Source organism: Succinivibrio dextrinosolvens DSM 3072, from assembly GCF_900167015.1.
In the GTDB taxonomy this organism is placed as follows: Bacteria; Pseudomonadota; Gammaproteobacteria; order Enterobacterales; family Succinivibrionaceae; genus Succinivibrio; species Succinivibrio dextrinosolvens.
Window position 1 is genome coordinate 1 of the sequence record NZ_FUXX01000041.1, and the last position, 21,426, is coordinate 21,426.

Sequence of the window (21,426 nt, forward strand, 5' to 3'; positions counted from 1 at the left end):
AGATGAACAATTACGTTTTTTCCAAGGATAGGTAGTTCGCTAATCTCTCTTGGATAATAATCATGGATGTTTGTCTGTCTGCATTTACACTGCTGACACATTCCAGGAGAAATTGCTTCTAAATATAGATGAAGGTCTGAACCGACTTCCTCAAGCTGAGAAATTTTGAAGCCAAAGAAAAATCTTTTTTCTAAATATTCTTGTATACTATCTATCATGAGCGGAGCTTATATTTTGTTTCTGGACAAAACAATTTTATAAAACTCCGCTCTTTTTATTTGCGCTCTACTTTATGTATTTAGAACATGACCCCGAAATTTTATTTAGAGCCATTTCTTTTTGGTGATAGTGATTTCTTTATTAAGAAATAAATAGCCCTACCAGTTACTCATTAAGTAACTTCTTGTAGTTATCACAAATCTTCTGCAGATCTGAATCTGAAATAGTCAGACAGCCGTAAGCAACACGGATTGGAGCAACTTCCATACCTGTATAGTTTCCAACTGCAGTAAGTGGCAGGAACAGTTCGCCAATAGTAGGCTGCTGATAACTCTCCTGAGGACTACCGGTACTTAAAACAAGCTGAAGGATCTTGCCCTCAAGAGCATGTCCCTGAGAGCCATAAGCCCAGCCGTGTTCAAATACTCTATCAATGTATGCCTTCAGCATTGGAGGAATACTGAACCAGAATACAGGACACTGGAAAATAATACGATCAGCTGCTTCAATAAGTTTCTGTTCAGCCTTAACATCAATCTTCTCTGGATTCTGTCCGTAAAGCTCCTCCAGATTGCGGATTGTTACGTTATCGGCATCCTGAGCAGCCTCTAAAAGAGCACGATTGACTTTTGATTGAGCAAACCAGGTGTGAGAAAAAATGATTAGAGTTTTCATAAAAACCTCTACTGCAAGTTTTATGATAAAAATAATTTTATTTGTAATTTCAATATGTTATTTTTACAAATAAGGAAAAAAAAGCACTTCATTGATTTGAAGTGCCTTTTTCTTTTTAATTATTTCTTCTTGTTAACAGCGTCTTTTAAAGCTGAACCAGCTGAGAATACTGGAACCTTGCTTGCAGCAATCTTGATAACTTCACCAGTTCTTGGATTACGGCCCTGGCGAGCTTTACGAGCTGATACCTTGAAGGTACCAAATCCAATCAGCTGAACGGCGTCACCCTTTACAAGAGCGCCCTGTACAGCAGCTAAGAATGCCTCTAAAGCCTTCTTTGAATCAACTTTGGTTAATGAGCTACGCTTTGCAATTGCGTCAACAAGTTCTGTTTTGTTCATAATATACTTCCTTATGTGAGAACGGGATGATTTGAATATACAACAATTCAATATTAGAGCAAGATTCAAAAGGCTTTTTTTATCAAAAAGTGTGAGGAGATTAGTATTTATTAGGAAAGAAACGTTACATACAGCATAAAACCGCTTGTATATCGGCTTTTAAAAACAAATAAAAGAGGCGACCTCTACTTGCATGTTTCTGCATCCTTACGAGCAGCTGCGTAGAAGTCGCCTCACTATACCTATAGTATAGATTAAAATCTCACAAATGCGATATTTAAGCCGTTTTCAAACATTTTTACCGTTAAATCAACAGTTTCCTCTGTGAACAAATTTTAAATATCTTAAAGCAATGCTGCAAAGCTTATCAATTGTATCTATTGGCGTTGGATAAAGGTTCTGCTCCTTATATCTTGGAAAGAATCTGCTGATATGAAGAGGAATCTCTTCACTGATACCACTTAAAAATCGAGCCTCGGCCGCCATATCTTCTGCAGAATCATTCTTCGTTGGGATAATAAGGGTAGTCACCTCGACATGACAGTAAGAATGTGCAAGCTTTATGTTTTCCTTTACTGTTTCAAAATCCCCTTTCACATAATCATAAAAAGACTGGGAGAAGCCCTTTAAATCAATATTCATGGCATCAACATAAGGCAGCAGTCTTTCAAAATAATCTGAGCAGATCCCACCGTTTGTCACCAGTACCGATTTAAGGTTGTGCCTTTTTAATTCTTTTGACGTATCCAAAACAAATTCATAGCTTATTAGAGGTTCATTGTAGGTAAAAGCAATTCCCAGATTTCCCCTGTCCTTTTGGGACAGATCAAGAGCTAAAGCTACTAGTTCTTCAGGTGTAACCTTCTGGTAATCACAGCTCTTATCAGCCATTGATATAGAATGATTCTGACAGAAAGGACACTTTAGATTACAGCCAAAGCTGCCAACTGATAAGATGAAGCTTCCAGGGAAGAAATGGTAAAGAGGCTTCTTCTCTATCGGATCAAGGGCGACAGAAGTAATACAGCCATAGTTTAAAGCTGTTATAACTCCGTTCTGATTAACTCTACCTTTACATACACCAACAGCCCCTTCCTTGAGGCTGCAGTGCCGAGGACAGAGTCCGCATTCAACCTTCTGCATACTAGAAATGTCTAATTACCTCAAAGCGTTCAAGTTCAACAGATTCATCATCAGCAATTCCGCCCTTGCGCCTACATATTCTGATCTGTTCCTGAGGAGTATCAACCCCTTCAAGATCTGGCAGCAGAACTCCGCTTTTATAGCCGCTGCGTACAATAACACCATACTTTTTAGGATCAAGTTCATCCGTAGAGCTGATTTTCTCAGGTGAAGTCAGAACATCCACACTTACAGTTATATAAGGCAGCTCATCTTCTCTAACAGGCTCAAATCTGGGATCATGAGAACAGGCGTTAACAGCGAATCTGATTATCTCATCTGCTACACAGTCACAGGTTGGAGCAAGAGAACCTATACATCCGCGAAGAGCACCGAATTTCTTCAGGGAGACAAATACCGCAGCCTTCTTTTTGATTAAATCCGAGGGCAGATTGTCAGGTCTTTCAAGCATAGATTGTGTTTTTACATAATGTTCCATTGAGGCTCTGGCTAAGGAGGTATATTCATCGCCATTCGCTTTTGATTTATCATTACTCTTTCTTACAGAGTCCAGAAATTTATCAAGATAATTATTGTTATTATCATCCCCGGTTACAGAGAAGCTTGCTACCGCATAGCCAACACCAAACGGTCCCTCATATGAAAGCAGTTTCCCGTCAATATCCTTTCTGTCAAGGACACCTGCCATCATAACAAAAGGCCGGAAACCACATTCACCTGCCCCGTCGCATATAGCAGAAGGAATTGATAAAAGAAGGTTAAAATCAGATTTTTTAAAGGAATCTGCTATGGTCCTGTCAAAAACGGGTCCATTTTCGTTAAAGCCATATGGCCCATCATCCAGCAGTCGATGCGACAAATCACCGCTACCTATAAATACAACCTTTCTCTTCAGTCTTGATGCAACATCACTTACAGCCTTGCCTACCCGGTAATGGTCACAGATATCAAGACCACTAATGCCGATACGAACAACCTTGTATGATGACAGATACTTATTTAAAAACCACATTGGAATCATGGTTGCATGATCAAGTTCAGACATCTTATGACCAAGCTTTCCTGCACTGAGATCCTTTGCCTTGAATTCATCACACAGCTCATCTATAAAGCCTTCATCGTAGCTTGCTTCAATACGGACATCTGAAGCTCCAAACTGAGCAAAGCTGCCACTTGCCCCATGACCTGATGCCACATGAATATAATCTGCATAGGTCTCCATGTGAGGAGAAGCAATCACCACCGTTTCAGGATTAAAGGATGCTAAAAACTCCATAACCTTGTTGTAGGAATCAACTGTTGACTGGATTTGTTTCTCTCGTCCCATTCCTACCTGAGGAATAATTAGAGGAGGATGTGGTACTGCTACGGCTGCTAATACAGACATATAAACTCCTTATGTACAAGTCTCCTGACTGATGTTCTTATGTATTTTTACCTGCAGGAAAGTACATTTATCTTTACAGAAAAGCATTACATTCAAATTATAGTTTGAGAGTGTGAAAGGAAAGCTGAAGAGAAACAAAGTTTTAAGAAAAAAACAGCCGATCAGAATAGATCGGCCAAAGGAGGAATTCTCAACCACTCAGGGCAGAGAACTTACTATTTAGAGAACAAATTATTTATTATTCATTTATAGACGAGTGAAGGTTGCACCATCACATGCCTGAGTCTCAAAAATGGTAGCGCCAATACCAGAAATCTTCTGATACTTAGCATTAATAGCGTTCTTAACAACCTCAACATTCTTAGGCTCAACAACTGCAACAACACAGCCACCGAATCCACCGCCAGTCTGACGAACAGCAGCATATTCCTCACCTAAAGCTTCCTTGACGATATCAACGATAGCATCAGTTTCCTTTACAGTGATTTCAAAATCATTCTTCTCAGAGATGTGAGATGCATACATCAGTTTGGCAAGAGTCTTCAGATCACCAGCCTCGAAAGCCTTTGAAGCCTCAAGAACACGCTCATCCTCAGTGATTACGTGGCGTGCACGACGATAGGTCTCATCATCCATCTTATCCTTGCATGCATCAAGCATTTCCATGGTTGCATCACGAAGTAGAGGTACACCGATGATCTTTGCAGCCTTTTCACAGCTCTCGCGACGATCGTTATACTCTGAACCTACAAGCTGGTGCTTGATATTTGAGTTAATGATCAGAATCTCCAGATTTGAAGGGACAGCAACCTGAGTTAAGCCGTATGACTTGCAGTCGATACGTACAGCGTGGTTCTTGGTACCATTAGCTGAGATTGCCTGATCCATAATACCGCACTTCATGCCGATGTAAGCTTCTGCAGCCTGTCCCATCAGAGCGATGTCCATTAGAGCGATGTTTAAATCAAATGCATTTGATACAAGGTGACCAAAACATACCTCTAAAGATGCAGATGATGATAGACCTGCTCCTGGAGGAACGTCACCCTTGATAGCAATATCAAGACCTTTTACCTTATCACCGAACTTCTCGCAGATCTGGTATGAAACACCGCGAAGGTAGTTTACCCATAGCTTGGTTGGATGCTTCTCAATCTTTGATGCTAATTCAAACTCATCATAATCATTATTCATATCAACGGCTAAGATGCGCATTGTATTGGTGCCATTTGGCTTTGCTACCATGCAGGTACCGTACTTGATTGCGCATGGAAGAACAAAACCGCCATTGTAGTCAGTGTGCTCACCGATGATGTTTACTCGACCTGGAGCGTACTCCTGCATGGTTGGTTTGGTTCCGAATTTGTCTTCAAAAGCTTTTAGGCAAATTTCTCTGATATCTGACATTTTGAAATCCTATGTTTATTTGTTTAATGAATAATGAGTTTCTGATAAATCTCTTAAGCGAGCTGCAGCCTGCTCTGGGGTTAAGTCACGCTGTTTCTCGGCTAATAGCTCAAAGCCTGCAACGAACTTCTTAACAGTTGCACTTCTTAATAGAGGTGGATAGTAGTTAGCATGTAACTGCCACTCTGAGTGTTCCTCACCGTCAACAGGAGCATTGTGCCAGCCCATTGAGTATGGGAATGAACATTCAAACAGGTTGTCATAACGACAGGTTAGCTTCTTGATTGCTAATGCAAGATCGTTACGCTGAGCATCATCAAGCTGGTTAATGGTCTGAACCTTGAACTTAGGTAGAATCATGGTCTCAAATGGCCAGAATGCCCAGAAAGGAACTAAAGCAACAAAGTACTCGGTTTCGAAAATAATACGTTCTTTCTTCTTTAATTCAGCATTTACATAATCTAACAGTAGAGGTGTATTGTGCTTTTCAAAATACTTCTTCTGCTGCTTGTACTCTTTCATAACTTCTTCAGGAATGAAGTTACATGCCCAGATCTGTCCGTGTGGATGAGGATTTGAGCAGCCCATAATTGCACCTTTATTCTCGAATAACTGCACATACTTATAGGTCTTTGAAAGCTCTGTAAACTGATCTCCCCATAAATCAACTACACCGCGAATCTCTTCAACATCCATTACAGGTAAAGTTTTTGAGTGGTCAGGGCTGAAGCAGATAACTCTTGCAGTTCCACGTGCAGGCTCAAGCTGGAATAGTTCCTCAGACTCTGGAGCATCCAGTGGTGTATCTGGAGTTAAGGCAGCAAAGTCATTTGTGAAAACAAAATTCTTCTCATACTTTGGATTTGAATCGCCGTTTACACGGGTGTTGCCTGGGCAAAGATAGCACTTAGGGTCATAGCTAGGCTTAATCTCGTTTGCCAGCTTCTCAACCTGGCCCTGCCAAGGTCTCTTTGCTCTGTGAGGTGATACTAGAATCCACTCGCCAGTAAGAGCGTTAAATCTTCTGTGTGGATGATCTGTTAAATTAAATGATGTCATTTTATGTCTTACCTTTGTTTAAATCTTTAGTCTTCGTAACCGTTAGGATTGTTCTTCTGCCAGTTGTAAGAATCAGCAGTCATATCATCCAATGTCTTCTTGGCTACCCAGCCTAACTCTGCCTTTGCCTTTGATGGGTCAGCATAGCAGGCGACAACATCACCGGCTCTTCTAGGAGCAAACTTGTATGGAAGCTCTCTGCCGATTGCCTTTGAGAATGACTTAACCATATCAAGAACGCTGTAGCCAATTCCGGTACCTAAATTGTAAATGTGGGTTCCTGGTACATTCAGACAGTGATTTAATGCAGCAACATGACCTAAGGCTAAATCGACTACGTGGATATAGTCACGAACACAGGTACCATCAGCTGTTGGGTAATCATTGCCGAATACTGAAAGCTCCTTTAATCGGCCAACTGCAACCTGAGTTAAGTATGGCATCAGGTTGTTTGGAATACCTCTTGGATCCTCACCGATTAAACCTGACTCGTGAGCACCAACAGGATTGAAGTAACGAAGAAGAACCATTGAGAATGAAGGATCTGCAATCTGAAGTTCCTGACACATGTACTCAATGTCAACCTTGGTCTGACCATATGGACAGTTTGCTCTCTTTACAGGAGAATTCTCGGTTAAAGGAAGTGAATCTGGCTCTCCATATACAGTAGCAGATGAAGAGAAAATGAAGTTCTTGCATCCGTAAGCCTTCATTACAGATAGCAGTGTACGGGCACCATTTACATTGTTGTCGTAGTATTCAAGAGGCTTTTTAACAGACTCGCCAACAGCCTTCAGACCAGCGAAATTAATAACGGCGTCAATCTTATAGTTTTCAAAAACCTGTTCTAGCTGCTCACGTGAACGAATATCACCTGATACGAATGGAACTGTACGGCCGACAATCTTGTTGATTCTTGCAAGTACAGCTGGCTTTGAATTATAGAAGTTATCAAAAATAACAGGCTCGTAACCAGCTTTTACCAGCTCGATTACAGTATGTGATCCAATGTAGCCTGCGCCACCAGTTACCAAAATAGTAGTCATATTAAATCCTCGAAATGCATTAGAAATGCCCATGTAACCGTTTACATGAAAAATTATATACCTCATTGAGTTTAAAGCAAGAGATAAAACATGATCATTTTCACAGTTTTAATTTTTTGAATAAAAAAAATCGCAATTTTCTTGGAAGAATACATAATTAACATAATGATTTTAAATGTGTTTTTTAAGAGTATGCCCTGTTCGTTGTGAAACAATACAACAAAAGGTATGAAAAAAAGAGTCTTTTTTTCATACCTATCTTGAAAAAATCAAGAAAATCAACCTGAAAACAGCGAGACTGTTTTCATAAAATTTTCAAAATAATGTGAAATAAATAAAGTTGTTATGCTCAGAAAAAGCGGTTTTAATTTCAATTAGAGGCTTTTTTACATATAATTAGCCGAAGATTCGCGATTTTCATAAAATTTACATAAGCACCTCAAATATTATAAAAAGACTAAGTTATGACAGTAACAATTAGGGATGTGGCAAAGAAGGCAAATGTTTCTGTTGCTACAGTATCAAGAGTTCTGAATGGAACAGCAAAAGTAAGTGACGAAGCCAGAAACGCTGTACTGGCGGCACAGAGTGAACTTGGCTTCTACCTAAATGCCAATGCGCGCACTCTTGCAAAAAAAGACAGTGAGACCATTGGTGTGCTTGTTTCAGATATTTCTGATCCATACTTTGGAACCATGATTAAATCATGTGACATGGAAGCAAATGCAATGGGAAAGTCACTGCTGATTGCTCAGGGATTCTATGATCCTGTGCGAGAACAGAAGGCAATTGATTCACTGCTGTCACATCAGTGCTCTGGCATGCTGGTTCATGCTCTGGCAATTGACGATATTATTCTGTCTGACTACATGAGACGTTTCCCTTATATCGTTCTAATCAACAGACGATTAAGAGGCTTTGAGGATCGCTGTGTAATCATCGACAACCACAACGGTATGTATGATCTGACCAATTACCTGATTAAATTTGGTCACAAGAAAATCGCATATGTTACCTCCTCCTTTGGAATTTCAGATGCGCAGGAGCGTTTCTCCGGATTCAAAAAGGCCTGTGCCGACAACAACATTGAAATCAATCCAAGACTGATTCTCTCTGTACCTCCATCACTTGAAGGAGGAAAGATGGCGGCTGAACAGCTGATGAAAATCGGTATCGACCAGTTCTCTGTAGTTATGTGCTACTGTGATACCATCGCAGCTTCTGCAATGTCAACTTTTGAGAACAACGGCATAAAAATTCCAGATGACATTTCAATCACTGGCTTTGATGATCTGTTCATAGCATCCTGTCTGAATCCTGCCCTGACAACTGTTACCAACCCGATTGGAATAATGGGAAAAGAGGCCTTAAAACTGTCTCTTGCCAGATACAAAAAAGATTATGATTTTACAATTCCTCAGTTCAAGACAGAGCTTATTATCAGAAAATCAGTACAGGAGATAAAAAACTCCTGATATTTAAAGAACCTTATAAAGAACAATCTAAACAAAAATGTAGGTGGAAGGGAAACTCTTTGAGTTACAATAAAAAGTAACTGTTTGTTAGATATAGAATTATATGGCTAAATTATCACTTCACGTTTCAGCTGCAGAAAGACAGAAAGAAAGCAAAGAGAAAAAAAGATTCTCAACCTCACAGAAGGGATGGGGAAAGGGTTTTGCAGAAAAACCTGTATTCGTAAAAAGAATGCTGCTTCCTCATTTCTGGAGTGCATGGTTTGCTATCGGACTTCTGTATGTCATGGTTAATGTTCTGCCATACAGCTGGCTGATTTTTATCGGCAGTAAGATCGGCAGACTGATGGGAACCATTCTTCCTGCAAGAAAATATGTTCTAAAAAGAAATCTTGAACTTGCATTCCCAGAGATGTCAGATGATGAAAGACATGAGCTTTCAAAACAGATTCAGCGTAATACCGGTATGGCTATTTTTGAAACCGGTATGGCTTGGTTCTGGCCTGACTGGAGATTAAAACGTCACGTAATAATTGACGAGGACGAACTGCAGTACGCAAGACAGTGCAACCAGACCGGAAGACCGATTCTTGTGCTTTCAGCTCACTTTGTAACCCTTGAGCTTATGGCAAGAATCTACGCCACATACATTACACCTGGTATCGGTGTATACAGACCAACAGATCATCCTGTCTGGGAATGGGCTCAGGTAAAAGGTAGAACCAGAAAAAATCTGGCACTGGTTTCTAAGAATGATCCTCGTTCTATGATTAAGGCTCTAAAGAGCGGTGCACCTATCTGGTACGCGCCTGATCAGGATTATGGAAGACGTGTCAGTGTCTTTGCTCCATTCTTTGCAGTAAAAGAAACAGCTACTGTTGCTGCTACTCATAATCTTGCAAAAATCGAAGGAACTCTTATCACTCCTGCATGGACAATTCGTGAAGGAAACAAGTATCACCTATACCTGAAGAAAGAACTTCAGAACTTCCCTACTGAAGATGCAGTAGCAGATGCAGCAACCATAAACAAGGTTGTAGAAGACATGGTCAGAATGGCTCCTGAACAGTATTTATGGATGCACAGACGTTTCAAAACAGCGCCTGATGAAAATGAAAATCGTTATCCTGGACTAGAGGAGTAGGATTTTATGAAAAAGGCTTTATCTATAGCGGCATGTTGTGCATTTGTGCTGACAGGATGTATGTCTGCTCAGGAACAGGAAGCGGCAAACAAGATAATTACCGCCCTGCCAACTGAAGTTGAAGGATGTACTTTTATCGCTGATGTTGACAACAGTGGACCATACTCAACAGTGCCTATGGCAAGATTCAATCTTAAACATCAGGCAGCTCAGCTTGGTGCCACTCATCTGGTTGAAAAATATGCCTATACAGCTCATATAACCTATAGGCTTTTAGGTGTAGTGCTGTCAGGTAGAGCCTATAAATGTCCTTTAGGAAAAGGTCCAATTGTGAATAACGAAGCAGGAAAGCTTCAGTACGATTTTCCAATGACAGATCCTGAGCAGGATATTATCCACGACTAAAAACAAAACACCGCAGAGGAAAAATCTTTCTGCGGTGTTTTCTGTTATCTCTGACTTCAATCTTTCTATTCTGAAAAAATCTTCTTCCAGATTTCTTCTACCCTGTAGGTTGCAGGGATTCTGTCTGCCACAGAAATTAGTCTTGGCAGATCTGCCAAAGAGAGCTCATGGTATACCTGTCTGATATCAATATAGGCGGCTATAAGCTCGTCAGTAATACTCTTGTCTACAATGCCCAGATTTGAGCACTCCTCAAGAATACGCACATTATCAGACCAGAGCTTCATCTGAGGATAAATCGGAGCATATTTTAAAAGCAGGTACTGTGAGATAAACTCAATATCAATCATACCGCCCACACCATGCTTGATGTCATAGAGCTTATCTGAGGAACGATCAAGATGAGAACGCATTTTCTCTCTCATTCCAACAACATCCTCTTTAAGTTTCTTATCGTCCTTCTCTGCCCTGATAACTTCCTCTCGGATCTGATTAAACTTCTCGATGATATCAGCTGAACCTGCAATCGGACGGGCTCTAACCAAAGCCTGATGCTCCCAGGTCCAGGCTCTGCCCTTCTGGTATAAGTCAAATGAATCCGTATCTGAAATCAGAACTCCGGTATCTCCATCTGGTCTTAGTCGCATATCAAGATCATAAAGAATGCCGCCAACCGTAGTAGTAGTTGCAAGATGCATGATGCGCTGAATCAGTCTCTGATAGAAAATTGACTCAGGGACTCCATTTTCACCGTTAGTTACACCATCTCCGGCTCTCTTGAGAAACACCATATCCAGATCGGATTTGTAGCCAAGCTCAATACCACCAAGCTTTCCATATCCGATAACAGCAATGCCAGGATCGTTAACAGAGCGGCCCTCTGGTTCACCATACTTCTGAACATTAAGATCCCAGGCGATGACAATCAGTTCCTTGATAAGAGCTTCAGCAAGCCAGGTTAAGGCATCGGAGATTTTCATCAGAGGAAGCTTTCCCGCCTTATCAGACAGAGCGATACGGAAAACCATAATCTTTTTGAAAAGTCTCAGCTCTTCCATAACCGCTTCAAGATCATCTCTATCGATTCTCAATAGCTGTTCCTGCAGCATAGACAGAAACTCATCCGGTGATGGAGGTTTGGTAAAGTACTGAGGAATAAATAGCTCATCTAATAGAATCGGATGAGAGGTAATCAGCTCACTGGCAAAATGATTATCCTTCAAAAGCTCAATGAATCTCTCTAAAACCTCATTTTTATCTCTTAAAAGCTGAATATATGGGGTTCTTAAGGCGATTTTCTCAATCAGGCCGGACATACGCTTGAATAAAGCCGCAGACTGCTGCTCTTTGGCAATAAGGTAGATAACCTTAGGCATCAGCTCAAGTAAAGTCTCTCTGCCTACAGGACCAACAGGCATTCTTGCAAGAGATGTTTTCAGAGTAATAATATCTCCTGCCATATCTCTGGTATTTTCCTTGTTGACCATGTGAGGTTCGAGTTCGGCACACATCTCCTCAAGATCACTGTCCGCCTCCCAGAGATCGAAATTCTTGTAATCCTCTTCAGAATCCTCTTCGTCAGCTACAACCTTCTTGAATTCCTCGTGAACAAACAGCATTACTTCATCAAGATCAGCTCTGAAGTGTTCCTCGGAATCATAGTTCATTGCAGCAACAACTCTTGCCATATCCTTTGAATTATCCGGAAGATTCTGAGTCTGTTTATCGGAAATCTCCTGGATGATGTTCTCCAGTCTGCGCAGATAAACATAGCTTTCATCCAGCTTTTCACAGATTTCTCTTGGGATAAGATCAAGTGAGATAATGTTTTTAAGACTCTTGCGCAAAGATTCTTCTCTAAGCTCGGTATATCTTCCGCCTCTCATCAGAGCAAAGGCCTGGGAAATGAATTCAATCTCTCTGATTCCCCCCTTTCCAAGCTTGAAATTGTTGTTAAGACATCTGCGTCTAACTTCTGATTCAATAAGATGCTTGAGTTTTCTTAAAGACTGAATTGCACCGTAATCAAGGTATCTGCGATAAACAAAAGGTCTTAACATTGAGGTAAGCTCAGCTGCGTAGCTGTCAAGCTCTCCGCTCTGACCTAGAATACGCCCCTTTACAAGAGCATATCTTTCCCAGGTTCTACCCTGAGTTTCATAGTAAACCTGCAGAGCATCAAATGAATTTACAATAGCACCGGCATCGCCGAAAGGTCTTAATCTAAGGTCGATACGATAACAGAAGGTGTCTGAGGTTATATCAGAGAGAAAATTAGCCATTCTCTGAACAATCTTTGAGAAGAACTCTCTGAAAGTTACAACTCTAGGACCTGAGGTCTCACCTTCCATTGGATAGGTAAAGATAAGGTCAATATCAGACGAGAAATTAAGCTCTCGTCCGCCAAGCTTTCCCATGCCGATGACCAGTAAAGGCAGAGGACTTCCGTCCGAGTCAAAGGCATCGCCGTACACCTTTTTAAGCTGAGAACGCACAACCTCTAAAAGCCTTAGAACTACCGCTTCGGCAAGAGATGACAGTTTCTCAAAGACTTCATTGATATCAGCAAAGCCGCATAGGTCTCTCCAGGCAATAGCCATGTAATGGATTCTTCTTAATACTCTTAGTCGACGTTTTAAATCAAAATCGGAGAGCTTGTCATCCACGTATTCTTTGACGTATGAAGCTGGCTCAATGTGAAATGACGGATCATCAAGTGCGCCCTGCTCAATCAGCTGACAGCACTCTTTAGGGTAGGAATAGATAGTATTGGAAACGAACTCTGATAAGGCAAGGACAAACCTGAATTCAGGTCTTAAATCCAGAAGAGCAAACTGCTCTTCTGAGAGTTTGCCCTTTAGTCGTTCATACTGTATATCAGAGTGTTGTTTTAGTTCATCAGGTAATGTTTTATAATCAGTTGATCTAGGCTGTATTGAAAAATCCATCAAAAATCCTTACTTTGCCATCAGAGACAGCAATAACCTGAGCTTCAGCGGAATCAGGAACATCTTATTATTCTTTTCGCTGAGTCTAATCTTCTCATAACAGGAAGCAATGCCTTTTGAATTATTCCTGAATCTGCACAGAAGCATTTTCTTTGAAACATGACGACATACTCTGTGGAATGACTTTAGCAGTCTGATAATAATCTGAAGGTCACGCTTGTACTCAACAGGTTCTTTTCTGCCTATGATAAATGCCAGAAAGTTTCTGCGCTTTAAATACTTTAAGGAAAGCAGCAGAGAATCAATCAGTGATGTAATCTGAGAAAACAGAACCGCATCATGAGAAATCAGGAAGTAGCCATACAGCTTTTCTAACAGGGCTACCTGTGCCGTTACATAGTCAATAAAATTATCTGTCTTATCCAGCTCAGAGAAATCAGCAGTAGGACTGCTCTGCTCCTGCAGAAGGGCAGCACGATGCATCTTTGAGAAAGGCTCTAACAGCAGAGGTATGTTGTTTGAAGCCAGATGGGTACACAGAATTGAGAACAGATTTAATAGCTCATCAGAATGAACAGAGGTTTCCTTAAGCTCGATTTCAAGCTCGCTTAACGGATACTTGTTTGAACTGTCTACTTCAATGAAGCCCTGATCATAAGCCACCTCAAAGGTGCTGTCCAAAAGCTCAAGATTAAACAGATATCTGGTAAAATTGATACGACAGATTGGCTTAAGTCTCTTCTGAATACTCTCTACATCAAAATCCTCAGGAAGAGCATCCTTAGGAAATTTCAGCAGATTAGGAACATCATCCACAGGCTCAATTGGCAGATTATATTCTTTTCTCTTGTGAAGACCGCCGATATTCTCGCCTTTAACCTTTAGTGTCTGCTCAGAAAAATCATCTCCACGTCTGATTCTAAGACCTGCGTGAATACTGAATAAATCCTTATCTTCGGTATCAAAATAAGTGTTATCCAGGTGAAGTGTGGTTTTATTACTTACAGCACCAATGTGTGAAAAAATCTCGTAAAGATTAGATGCGTCCCCATCGAATCCAAATTTCAGCTCAATCTCTTTGTCCTGCATTAACATTCTCTCCAAAACAGAGTACGGACCTCATGCAATAACTACTCTGTCTCATTAAAAATTACAGCTTATTTATTATTCTTTATATTCCGCTGCATAGACTTCATTTTTATATTTCAGTCTATTTTACTTTCTATTTTTTTTATCATCTAGCATTAAAACACAAATATCAAACAAAAGTTCTAATTCACAAAAAATGCCCTTAAAATTCATTAAGAAAGAAAAAAGCCGATCAAAAAAAAATCACTTTAATAGGTAGTTGTTGTTAAAAATTGTGTGCAAACTCGTAGTTAAGTCTTTTCAGATTAAAACTTTAGCCAAAGCTTGTGCTAAAATCTTCGTAGAACAAGAATGATTTAAGGATTAGCAAGTGATTTCCATAAAAAAAATTATCTCAGGATCATTATTAGGCTTATGTATCTGTGCAGCTGGAGCAGTTCAGGCAGAGCCGGAGAACAATACAGAAACCGACGAAATAAAAGCTCCTAAAGCCAAAGAAGTCGCAGAACTTCAGGTTGGTGATGATCTTTACGTTTCAGAGAACGTAAATGTTTGGCTTAGAACCTGTCCTCGTCCTACCTGCAAGATTGTAAATTCAATTCATGTGGGAGAGAAGATTACCTTTAACAAGCTATCTGATGACAGAAAGTTTGTTGAGATCAATTATAACGGCAAACAGTACTGGATGCAGTACAGAGACCTTCAGGTTGAGCCTTGTGGTGAAGCTAAGGCTGATTTGCTAGAAGGCAAGATTGCAGAGCTTAAGAACTCTCTTGAAAACTATGACTCAGAGGTTGCAGCAAACTACAGAGCAGCAAAAGCTAAGCTAGAGAAGCTAGAAAAAGAAAACGCCAGCTTAAAGAGTACACTTGCAGCTCAGAACGAAAAGATTGAGGATCTGGATGCAACCAGAAGAGATTTTGCTGACAAGCTGGAAACAAAAGAGCTTGATATGCAGATGAGATGGTGGCTTCAGGGTGCAGTTATTGCTTTCTGCGGTGCCATTATTGGTATTATCTGTGTTTACATTCCAAGACCTTCTTCAAAGAGAAGAAACAGATTCTAAAACAGCTTGCAGCTTTGTGTTATATGATTCGAAAAAAAGTGAGTTAACCTCACTTTTTTTGTATCCATTGCCTGCGACAATAGACGCAGAACGTTCTTTTAGCTCGGATACAACAAAAAAGCGAGAAACTAATCCAGTAGAATCTCGCTTTCAGCACAACCTTCAGATAAACTGTTTCTATCAGTTTTCTGCTATTTTCTGCTTAACCTTCATAACTCCTAAATCAAGAGCAGCTTCTATAGGCTCACCGTTTTTTATAATACTGTAAAGAGCCTCCTCCATTGGCTCCCATACGAATGCCATCTGAGGAATAGTAGGCATAGGATCCGCATATTCAACCTGTGAGGAAATAGCACTGGCATAATCGTCGTTTTTAATCTCCTCTTTAGCTAAAAGTTCTTTGATAGGAGGAAGCTCAGCGATTTTGTGATAGCGTTTTAGAGCAAAATCGGTCTGATTGATGAACTTTAAAAACTCCTCTGCCAGCTTCCTGTTTTCAGATTTTGAACAGACTGCATAGGATTTCACACCAAAGAATGGTCTCATTGGAGTTCCGTCTGGAAGCTTTGGCAGTGGAGCTATGCCATAGTTAATACCTGCACTGGCATATTTGTTCAGAGTCCATGGACCATTGATGATTGCACCAACCTTTCCTGATTTGAACATATCATCAATATTATCCCAGCCCTCTGCCCCAAGCACAGACTGAGGTACATGATTCTTGGCAAAATCATAAAGAACAGAAACCCCCTTTAGGGCCTTGTCATTATCAAGTCCGATATTGTAGGCATCGAATTCCCCTTCAGAGTTCTGTTTGAAAACATAAGAACCATATGCACCAAAAAAGCCGTAGCTATAGTAGAAATTATCAACCTTGCTGATAAGTCCATATATGCCTTCTGCCTTATGCTTCTGTGTAAAATCTATATATTCAGGCAAGGTCTCATATGGAATAGGCATTACATCTTTGTTGTAGTAGACAACAAGAGCCTCTACCGACCTAGGCACTCCATAGTATTTACCCTTTACCTTAAAGAGCGCCGCAGCTGTATCAATATAGCGAGAATGCTCCTGCTCCATATTGTCAATCGGAGCTAAAAGCCCTTTTGACATGGCATCTCCCACACGATCAGAAACCAGCAGAAAGATATCAGGTGTCTTCTCTCCTCTGCTTATCAGATCTGCAACATCATAAACATGATTGGCAGAATCCCTATCCTTAATATCAACCTTCACACCATATTTCTTCTCAAACTGATCTGCAAATTCCCTTATGGCACCAGCCTTGTCAAGATCTTCCCATACAGTAAGAGTGGCACATAAGGAAGATGAGCACATCATCATAAGAGCAAGACCAAGAGAAGTTTTTATCATATTCTTCATATCAGAGCTCTACCTTTCAGTATCAATCAGAGCAGACTGCCCTATTAAACCTTAACCTTAGCTACAAGTTCAGACAGATCGGAAACAGACCTGCTTGCGTTGTTGACAACATCCTGAGTCTTCTCAACCTCAATAACAAATCCCTGAGCAGAACTGGTAATATTCTGCATATTTGATGAAATCTCAGAAGTGGCGGTCGTCTGCTCTTCAGCAGCTGTTGCAATCTGGTTAATCTGCGAGTTAACAACTGAAACCTTGCTGATAATTTCGTTTAACAGAACCTCAATTGAGGAAGCATCTTCAGCAAGATTAAACATAGAGGTTACAGACTTTGACATAGACTCATTTGCCAGATTAGCTTCATTCTGAACCAGAGTTACCATACTTGTAATTTCCTGGGTTGAAGCAGATGTTCTTGATGCCAGAGCTCGAACTTCATCTGCAACCACAGCAAATCCTTTACCGGCTTCACCCGCACGGGCAGCTTCAATAGCGGCATTCAGGGCTAACAGGTTGGTCTGGGAAGCGATTTCATCAATAGTCTGAACAATGGTTCCAATCTTCTGAGCTTTATCAACAAGAGCCTGAATCTGAGCTGCATCCTTCTTGGTCTGTTCAACCTGCTCGTGAATAGCGTTAATGGTAACGCGAACCTTGGATACACCTTCCTGAGTGGTTTTATTTGAATCATCAGCATTTAGAGCAGCTTCCTGACAGTTCTTTGCAATATCGGATGTTGTTGATACCATCTGATCTGCGGCAGCTGCGACTGTTAGAGATCTGCTCTCAGTGGTCTTTGCCGAATCCTTAATTTCAGAAGTTGATGAACGAATAGTATCAAAGTTGGAGTTCAGATCATTCTCAGACTGCTTGATTGCAGACACAATCCCCTGCCATTCAGAACGCATGGATTCTAGTGATCTTAGAAGAACACCGAAATCATCCTGAAGGTGTGTCTTAATTTCCCTTGAAAGATCCCCCTTCTCGATTGTTGAAGTTGCATCGCAGGCTCTCTTAATTGCTCCTGTAAATACAGCTGACAGAGCAAAACTGATAAACAGAGATACAACGATTACAGCTATTGAAACAACACCTACCACAATCAGAGGAGTATTGGAGTTCATCTCATTTAGGTGCCCCATAATATTTCCAAGAATATTATTGTTGATATTCACAAGATTTCTCTGGGCAGCGATGAACTTAGGATAGATATTGGCTGAATAGATTCCTCGAGCCATAGGTTGGAAGTTTCTGTCCAAAGTTGGGATCAGTTCATTGTGATAAATATCAATAGCCTCTGACAGATAGGTTTTTACTTTCTTTGAAGCATCAGAATTGATCTGCTTATTTAAAGCTTCAGACACCTTCATAATGCTTGCAAGCTTCTCATCCACAGCAGATTTATTGTCAGGAGTATATTCCTTGATGTTGTTTACAAAAGTAAACATCTCGTCATTGACGTAGGTGATATTTGAGCTTAATTCCGTATTCGGGTTGTACTCATTTGAAAGCGAAATATCAGCATAATCAATTGAAGCCTTAATATTGTTAAGATTAATCAGTGAGACAACTGAAATAATCATAGTTAATAAGATTACGATCATGAAAGCTAAAATCAGCTTTGCACGTACAGCTAGACGATTAAACCAACCAAACATATTCCACCCTATAATAAAGAACTATCTTTATAAGATATAGGTCTTATTTATAGGTATTCCTATTTGTTATGTTAACTTTTTGATTTACATCAAAAGCTTTTTTTACGGAATTTGATTAAGTCTTACAAAAATAGAATTCAGGAAATAGTTGGGGCCTGTTAATTCATGTTGTTTTCAGTAAGAGGATTTGAATTTAATAGGATGAAATAAAAGAAAGGTATGCCTTTGAGCATACCCTGACATGTTAAGCCTTTCTATTGGCAACACGCATTTTATTGTGAGCAAAATAATTAGTCAGAAGCAAACATCCTAAAGCTACAGAATGCGCAGTAGTGCAGGCAACATCAGGAGCAACATCACTCTCAATTACTGCATATATCCAGATTGAGACAATAAAGGTCTGAACCACACCAGCAATATTCAGTGTAATGTACTTAAAAATCGATGATTTATGCTTTGCAAAAACAGGAGTTAACAGACTGAAAGCAGTGATAGCACCAAAACAGTATGAAAGTATTATTGCAAGTTCAAAACTGACCGCTTCCTGAAAAAGAAATCTGCTTAGAAAATTACACCCCACACTTATTAAGTCAGCAAGCATGAAATCGAAATATCTATTCTTTTGCATTTTTTATCATTCTTATTTTTATAAGAGGAGATTTTACTTAACTCCACGATTATTCTTATTTTTTTTCGGAGAACATTCTACAATTTTTTTTGTTAAAAATCACCGCCTGAACTTAATGCACCTAGATATTACAGAGGAAGAATGCTGATAACAAAGATAGCAAAAGGCACCATTAAAAGAGCAGGAATGTAGTTAATCACCTTAAACTGAGTAATTCCTATCATATTGAAGCCTAAAGCAAGGATGATTGCGCAGCCGGTTGCGGATATCTCTCCAATCAGAAAATCTGACATATATGGCGCCAGATACTGAGAAAACAGCACAATTGAGCCCTGAAAAATCAGTGTAAAAGCAGCTGATCCCAGAACTCCAGCTCCCATAGTAGCCGCCAGCATGATTCCTGATATCAGATCTAAAAGGGATTTTGTGTAAAGCATACTGTAGTTTTCTCTCAGACCTGCATCAAGAGAACCTACAATAACCATCGCTCCGACATTCATTATCAGACAGGAGGTAATAAAGGCCTCGGTAATTTTAGAGATACTATCTCCATCTTTTGATAATCGACCTAAAAGATTCTGAGAAAATCGGTTTACCTTTCCCTCGAAATTAAAGATTTCACCGACAAAGACACCTAAAGCAATAGATAGGATGAGAATTAGAATATTCGAGGTCTGAATAGCGCCCTGAACGCCAATAATAACTGTACAAACTCCTAATGCCTTAAGGATATTGTTTGATATCTCCTTTGGAATTCCTTTTTTGATAAGAAGTCCGATACAGGCGCCAATGATAATGGCGATAGTATTAACTATAACTGCAAACATAGTTATTTCTCTTTTTGATGAATTAAGCATTAATCTTTAGATTTATTATACAGTTATTTGGGATTTTAATTTATGTTTTACCGATGAGCGCTGATTTTTATGTTTGTCGAGAGTCGACAATTGACTTTTATGGCTATATAGATTCTATTCTGGATGACAAAGGAAATCTCATCGTTACAAATGATGGAAGCAATTTCAACTCTATGCTCGAAGTTATGATTTCTCAAGAGAAGCAGGACAGACTAGCTTTCCTTGACTATAAAAACACCAATACTGAGGCTATGACTTCAATCTTAAACGATAAAAAAGATAATAAGATTGAAAGAATGATGCAGGCTGTTCAGAACAATTATATTGTTCACTCACCTGTAAATACTGAGTTAACAATTGATACTGACAAAGCATTAAATGAAGCTGCTCCTGATCTTTATGGAGAAATCAAGCTTTATACAAAATATAACACTGCTTACTGCAGTGCCCTGTCTTCAGGCACAATGTTGTTAAAGGGAACTCCGGCTGACGGAGCTCTTTTATATTTCAATCTATTGATTTTAACCATATCTGATTTATAGACACGGAGTAATTAGAGCGACTAGGAGCTTCTGTTCCAACCAGACGGTACTTTAGCTCATTGAGCAAAAGAAATTCTTCGAACATTTAGTATTTTTACTGCAAAAGTCATAGGACTTTTTGTGTTTTTATTGCAAAAGTCATAGGACTTTTACAAAATTTAACAGTAGAAATACCTCAAAAACAGGAAAGTTTTATGTACCTCTTTATCAAGTAATAGGCACGCTAAAACCACGCAGTTTACTGCGGGGATAAAGCGTGCCGATTAGAAAATGGATATTTTCTAATCAGGTGTGTTCTGTTGTTCTATATATTGTCTAATAATAGAAATTGAGGCTCACCCACAACTGCATGCAAAATAGGATGGTGACCAAAGAGCTTTCCCCCAAAGATTTTTTTGTATAGAGGGATAATTCTTTTTTCTGACAATTAGACTCGAATAGCCTTTGAGAGCTTGAACCAGTTTTGAGATTGTAATTTTTGGTGGATAACTGACTAGCAGATGAACATGCAAATTGTAAACACAATGTTGGCCGTGCAAAAATTCTGTGTTTTTCATATACTATCACCCTCAATTGTTAATAATCTGTTATGAAACGACCTTTATCAAGCTAAATTTAGTGGTTTAGCTGAGACGCTCTCCTCAGTGTAAGCACGGCCTTGGCCACTCTGTTATACGTGGATTGGTTACCGCAGGTCAATGGTCCGCCGCGAATTCTACTGTCTATTCTCGAGGATCACTTTGTGTGCCATCATAGTGTGAGCGTAGATAATTCAAACCTTCTTGATGGAAAACGTCTTACCTAAATCACTATTCCAGTTTTTTTTAATAAATCCCTTAATCTCTTTAATCTAAAGCACTTTCTTTCAATACAGAATTATCTTTTGGTTGTGTT

General features: G+C 39.8%; 20 protein-coding genes. 5 read left to right on the plus strand and 15 right to left on the minus strand.

What is annotated here, in order from left to right; translation table 11 throughout:
- The 8 genes from B5D46_RS09605 to galE form a co-directional block, all read right to left on the minus strand.
- On the minus strand, positions 1 to 218 hold a 218-nt coding region (locus B5D46_RS09605; protein ID WP_143675582.1), incomplete at its 3' end, for a transposase family protein.
- A gap of 166 nt (positions 219 to 384) precedes the next feature.
- On the minus strand, positions 385 to 894 hold the full coding sequence (locus B5D46_RS09610; protein WP_078929280.1) for an NAD(P)H-dependent oxidoreductase: 510 nt from the start codon (positions 892 to 894) through the stop codon (positions 385 to 387).
- Between the two features lie 119 nt (positions 895 to 1,013).
- Entirely contained in the window at positions 1,014 to 1,295 is a 282-nt protein-coding gene (locus B5D46_RS09615) for an HU family DNA-binding protein (RefSeq protein ID WP_031492175.1), read from the minus strand.
- 309 nt (positions 1,296 to 1,604) lie between these two features.
- Entirely contained in the window at positions 1,605 to 2,438 is an 834-nt protein-coding gene (gene amrS / locus B5D46_RS09620) for an AmmeMemoRadiSam system radical SAM enzyme (protein WP_078929281.1), read from the minus strand.
- Between the two features lies 1 nt (position 2,439).
- Entirely contained in the window at positions 2,440 to 3,825 is a 1,386-nt protein-coding gene (gene amrA, locus B5D46_RS09625) for an AmmeMemoRadiSam system protein A (protein ID WP_078929282.1), read from the minus strand.
- A gap of 246 nt (positions 3,826 to 4,071) precedes the next feature.
- Positions 4,072 to 5,232 carry a galactokinase gene (gene galK, locus B5D46_RS09630; protein WP_078929283.1) on the minus strand — a complete coding sequence of 387 codons (1,161 nt, stop codon included), beginning with the start codon at positions 5,230 to 5,232 and terminating at the stop codon, positions 4,072 to 4,074.
- A 15-nt stretch (positions 5,233 to 5,247) separates the two neighbouring features.
- Positions 5,248 to 6,291: a UDP-glucose--hexose-1-phosphate uridylyltransferase gene (locus B5D46_RS09635; RefSeq protein WP_031492170.1), complete on the minus strand. Its 1,044-nt coding sequence runs from the start codon at positions 6,289 to 6,291 to the stop codon at positions 5,248 to 5,250.
- A 26-nt stretch (positions 6,292 to 6,317) separates the two neighbouring features.
- Positions 6,318 to 7,337, minus strand: a complete 1,020-nt coding sequence (galE, locus tag B5D46_RS09640; RefSeq protein ID WP_078929284.1) for a UDP-glucose 4-epimerase GalE — start codon at positions 7,335 to 7,337, stop codon at positions 6,318 to 6,320.
- A 464-nt stretch (positions 7,338 to 7,801) separates the two neighbouring features.
- Between galE and B5D46_RS09645 the strand changes: the two genes are divergently transcribed.
- The 3 genes from B5D46_RS09645 (at position 7,802) to B5D46_RS09655 (ending at position 10,361) form a co-directional block, all read left to right on the plus strand.
- Positions 7,802 to 8,812, plus strand: a complete 1,011-nt coding sequence (locus B5D46_RS09645) for a LacI family DNA-binding transcriptional regulator (protein ID WP_078929285.1) — start codon at positions 7,802 to 7,804, stop codon at positions 8,810 to 8,812.
- A gap of 103 nt (positions 8,813 to 8,915) precedes the next feature.
- The gene (gene lpxL, locus B5D46_RS09650; RefSeq protein ID WP_078929286.1) at positions 8,916 to 9,956 is read left to right on the plus strand and encodes an LpxL/LpxP family Kdo(2)-lipid IV(A) lauroyl/palmitoleoyl acyltransferase; all 1,041 of its coding nucleotides are present in this window, start codon (positions 8,916 to 8,918) and stop codon (positions 9,954 to 9,956) included.
- A 6-nt stretch (positions 9,957 to 9,962) separates the two neighbouring features.
- On the plus strand, positions 9,963 to 10,361 hold the full coding sequence (locus B5D46_RS09655) for a hypothetical protein (RefSeq protein ID WP_078929287.1): 399 nt from the start codon (positions 9,963 to 9,965) through the stop codon (positions 10,359 to 10,361).
- 65 nt (positions 10,362 to 10,426) lie between these two features.
- Here the strand turns inward: B5D46_RS09655 and glnE are convergent, their stop codons facing one another.
- Positions 10,427 to 13,309, minus strand: coding sequence for a bifunctional [glutamate--ammonia ligase]-adenylyl-L-tyrosine phosphorylase/[glutamate--ammonia-ligase] adenylyltransferase (glnE, locus tag B5D46_RS09660; RefSeq protein ID WP_078929288.1), 2,883 nt, complete (start codon positions 13,307 to 13,309; stop codon positions 10,427 to 10,429).
- 9 nt (positions 13,310 to 13,318) lie between these two features.
- Positions 13,319 to 14,398 (minus strand): CYTH domain-containing protein, encoded by a 1,080-nt coding sequence (locus B5D46_RS09665; RefSeq protein WP_159443084.1) that lies wholly within the window; start codon positions 14,396 to 14,398, stop codon positions 13,319 to 13,321.
- A 370-nt stretch (positions 14,399 to 14,768) separates the two neighbouring features.
- On the opposite strand from B5D46_RS09665, the gene B5D46_RS09670 reads away from it, so the two are divergent.
- A complete protein-coding gene (locus B5D46_RS09670; RefSeq protein ID WP_078929290.1) occupies positions 14,769 to 15,464 on the plus strand; it encodes a TIGR04211 family SH3 domain-containing protein in 696 nt (231 codons plus the stop codon).
- Positions 15,465 to 15,644: 180 nt separating this feature from the next.
- Here the strand turns inward: B5D46_RS09670 and B5D46_RS09675 are convergent, their stop codons facing one another.
- The 4 genes from B5D46_RS09675 to B5D46_RS09690 all read right to left on the minus strand — a co-directional run bounded on the left by B5D46_RS09675 (position 15,645) and on the right by B5D46_RS09690 (position 19,960).
- A complete protein-coding gene (locus B5D46_RS09675) occupies positions 15,645 to 16,847 on the minus strand; it encodes a sugar ABC transporter substrate-binding protein (protein ID WP_078929291.1) in 1,203 nt (400 codons plus the stop codon).
- A 44-nt stretch (positions 16,848 to 16,891) separates the two neighbouring features.
- Positions 16,892 to 18,505, minus strand: a complete 1,614-nt coding sequence (locus B5D46_RS09680) for a methyl-accepting chemotaxis protein (RefSeq protein ID WP_078929292.1) — start codon at positions 18,503 to 18,505, stop codon at positions 16,892 to 16,894.
- Positions 18,506 to 18,749: 244 nt separating this feature from the next.
- Positions 18,750 to 19,133, minus strand: a complete 384-nt coding sequence (locus B5D46_RS09685) for a hypothetical protein (protein WP_078929293.1) — start codon at positions 19,131 to 19,133, stop codon at positions 18,750 to 18,752.
- A gap of 128 nt (positions 19,134 to 19,261) precedes the next feature.
- Positions 19,262 to 19,960: a DUF554 domain-containing protein gene (locus tag B5D46_RS09690; protein ID WP_159443085.1), complete on the minus strand. Its 699-nt coding sequence runs from the start codon at positions 19,958 to 19,960 to the stop codon at positions 19,262 to 19,264.
- Positions 19,961 to 20,043: 83 nt separating this feature from the next.
- Between B5D46_RS09690 and B5D46_RS09695 the strand changes: the two genes are divergently transcribed.
- On the plus strand, positions 20,044 to 20,532 hold the full coding sequence (locus B5D46_RS09695; RefSeq protein WP_078929295.1) for a hypothetical protein: 489 nt from the start codon (positions 20,044 to 20,046) through the stop codon (positions 20,530 to 20,532).
- Between the two features lie 335 nt (positions 20,533 to 20,867).
- Here B5D46_RS09695 and tnpA read toward each other — a convergent pair whose 3' ends face one another.
- Positions 20,868 to 21,089: an IS200/IS605 family transposase gene (tnpA, locus tag B5D46_RS09700; protein WP_078929296.1), complete on the minus strand. Its 222-nt coding sequence runs from the start codon at positions 21,087 to 21,089 to the stop codon at positions 20,868 to 20,870.
- Positions 21,090 to 21,426: the final 337 nt, after the last annotated feature.

What these genes read in the sequence shown, in the direction of transcription:
- B5D46_RS09610 (WP_078929280.1), bottom strand. Translation starts at nt 894, where the DNA reads ATGAAAACTCTAATCATTTTTTCTCACACCTGGTTTGCTCAATCAAAA.
- B5D46_RS09615 (WP_031492175.1), bottom strand. Translation starts at nt 1,295, where the DNA reads ATGAACAAAACAGAACTTGTTGACGCAATTGCAAAGCGTAGCTCATTA.
- amrS (WP_078929281.1), bottom strand. Translation starts at nt 2,438, where the DNA reads ATGCAGAAGGTTGAATGCGGACTCTGTCCTCGGCACTGCAGCCTCAAG.
- amrA (WP_078929282.1), bottom strand. Translation starts at nt 3,825, where the DNA reads ATGTCTGTATTAGCAGCCGTAGCAGTACCACATCCTCCTCTAATTATT.
- galK (WP_078929283.1), bottom strand. Translation starts at nt 5,232, where the DNA reads ATGTCAGATATCAGAGAAATTTGCCTAAAAGCTTTTGAAGACAAATTC.
- B5D46_RS09635 (WP_031492170.1), bottom strand. Translation starts at nt 6,291, where the DNA reads ATGACATCATTTAATTTAACAGATCATCCACACAGAAGATTTAACGCT.
- galE (WP_078929284.1), bottom strand. Translation starts at nt 7,337, where the DNA reads ATGACTACTATTTTGGTAACTGGTGGCGCAGGCTACATTGGATCACAT.
- B5D46_RS09645 (WP_078929285.1), top strand. Translation starts at nt 7,802, where the DNA reads ATGACAGTAACAATTAGGGATGTGGCAAAGAAGGCAAATGTTTCTGTT.
- lpxL (WP_078929286.1), top strand. Translation starts at nt 8,916, where the DNA reads ATGGCTAAATTATCACTTCACGTTTCAGCTGCAGAAAGACAGAAAGAA.
- B5D46_RS09655 (WP_078929287.1), top strand. Translation starts at nt 9,963, where the DNA reads ATGAAAAAGGCTTTATCTATAGCGGCATGTTGTGCATTTGTGCTGACA.
- glnE (WP_078929288.1), bottom strand. Translation starts at nt 13,309, where the DNA reads ATGGATTTTTCAATACAGCCTAGATCAACTGATTATAAAACATTACCT.
- B5D46_RS09665 (WP_159443084.1), bottom strand. Translation starts at nt 14,398, where the DNA reads ATGCAGGACAAAGAGATTGAGCTGAAATTTGGATTCGATGGGGACGCA.
- B5D46_RS09675 (WP_078929291.1), bottom strand. Translation starts at nt 16,847, where the DNA reads ATGAAGAATATGATAAAAACTTCTCTTGGTCTTGCTCTTATGATGATG.
- B5D46_RS09680 (WP_078929292.1), bottom strand. Translation starts at nt 18,505, where the DNA reads ATGTTTGGTTGGTTTAATCGTCTAGCTGTACGTGCAAAGCTGATTTTA.
- B5D46_RS09685 (WP_078929293.1), bottom strand. Translation starts at nt 19,133, where the DNA reads ATGCAAAAGAATAGATATTTCGATTTCATGCTTGCTGACTTAATAAGT.
- B5D46_RS09690 (WP_159443085.1), bottom strand. Translation starts at nt 19,960, where the DNA reads ATGTTTGCAGTTATAGTTAATACTATCGCCATTATCATTGGCGCCTGT.
- B5D46_RS09695 (WP_078929295.1), top strand. Translation starts at nt 20,044, where the DNA reads ATGAGCGCTGATTTTTATGTTTGTCGAGAGTCGACAATTGACTTTTAT.
- tnpA (WP_078929296.1), bottom strand. Translation starts at nt 21,089, where the DNA reads ATGAAAAACACAGAATTTTTGCACGGCCAACATTGTGTTTACAATTTG.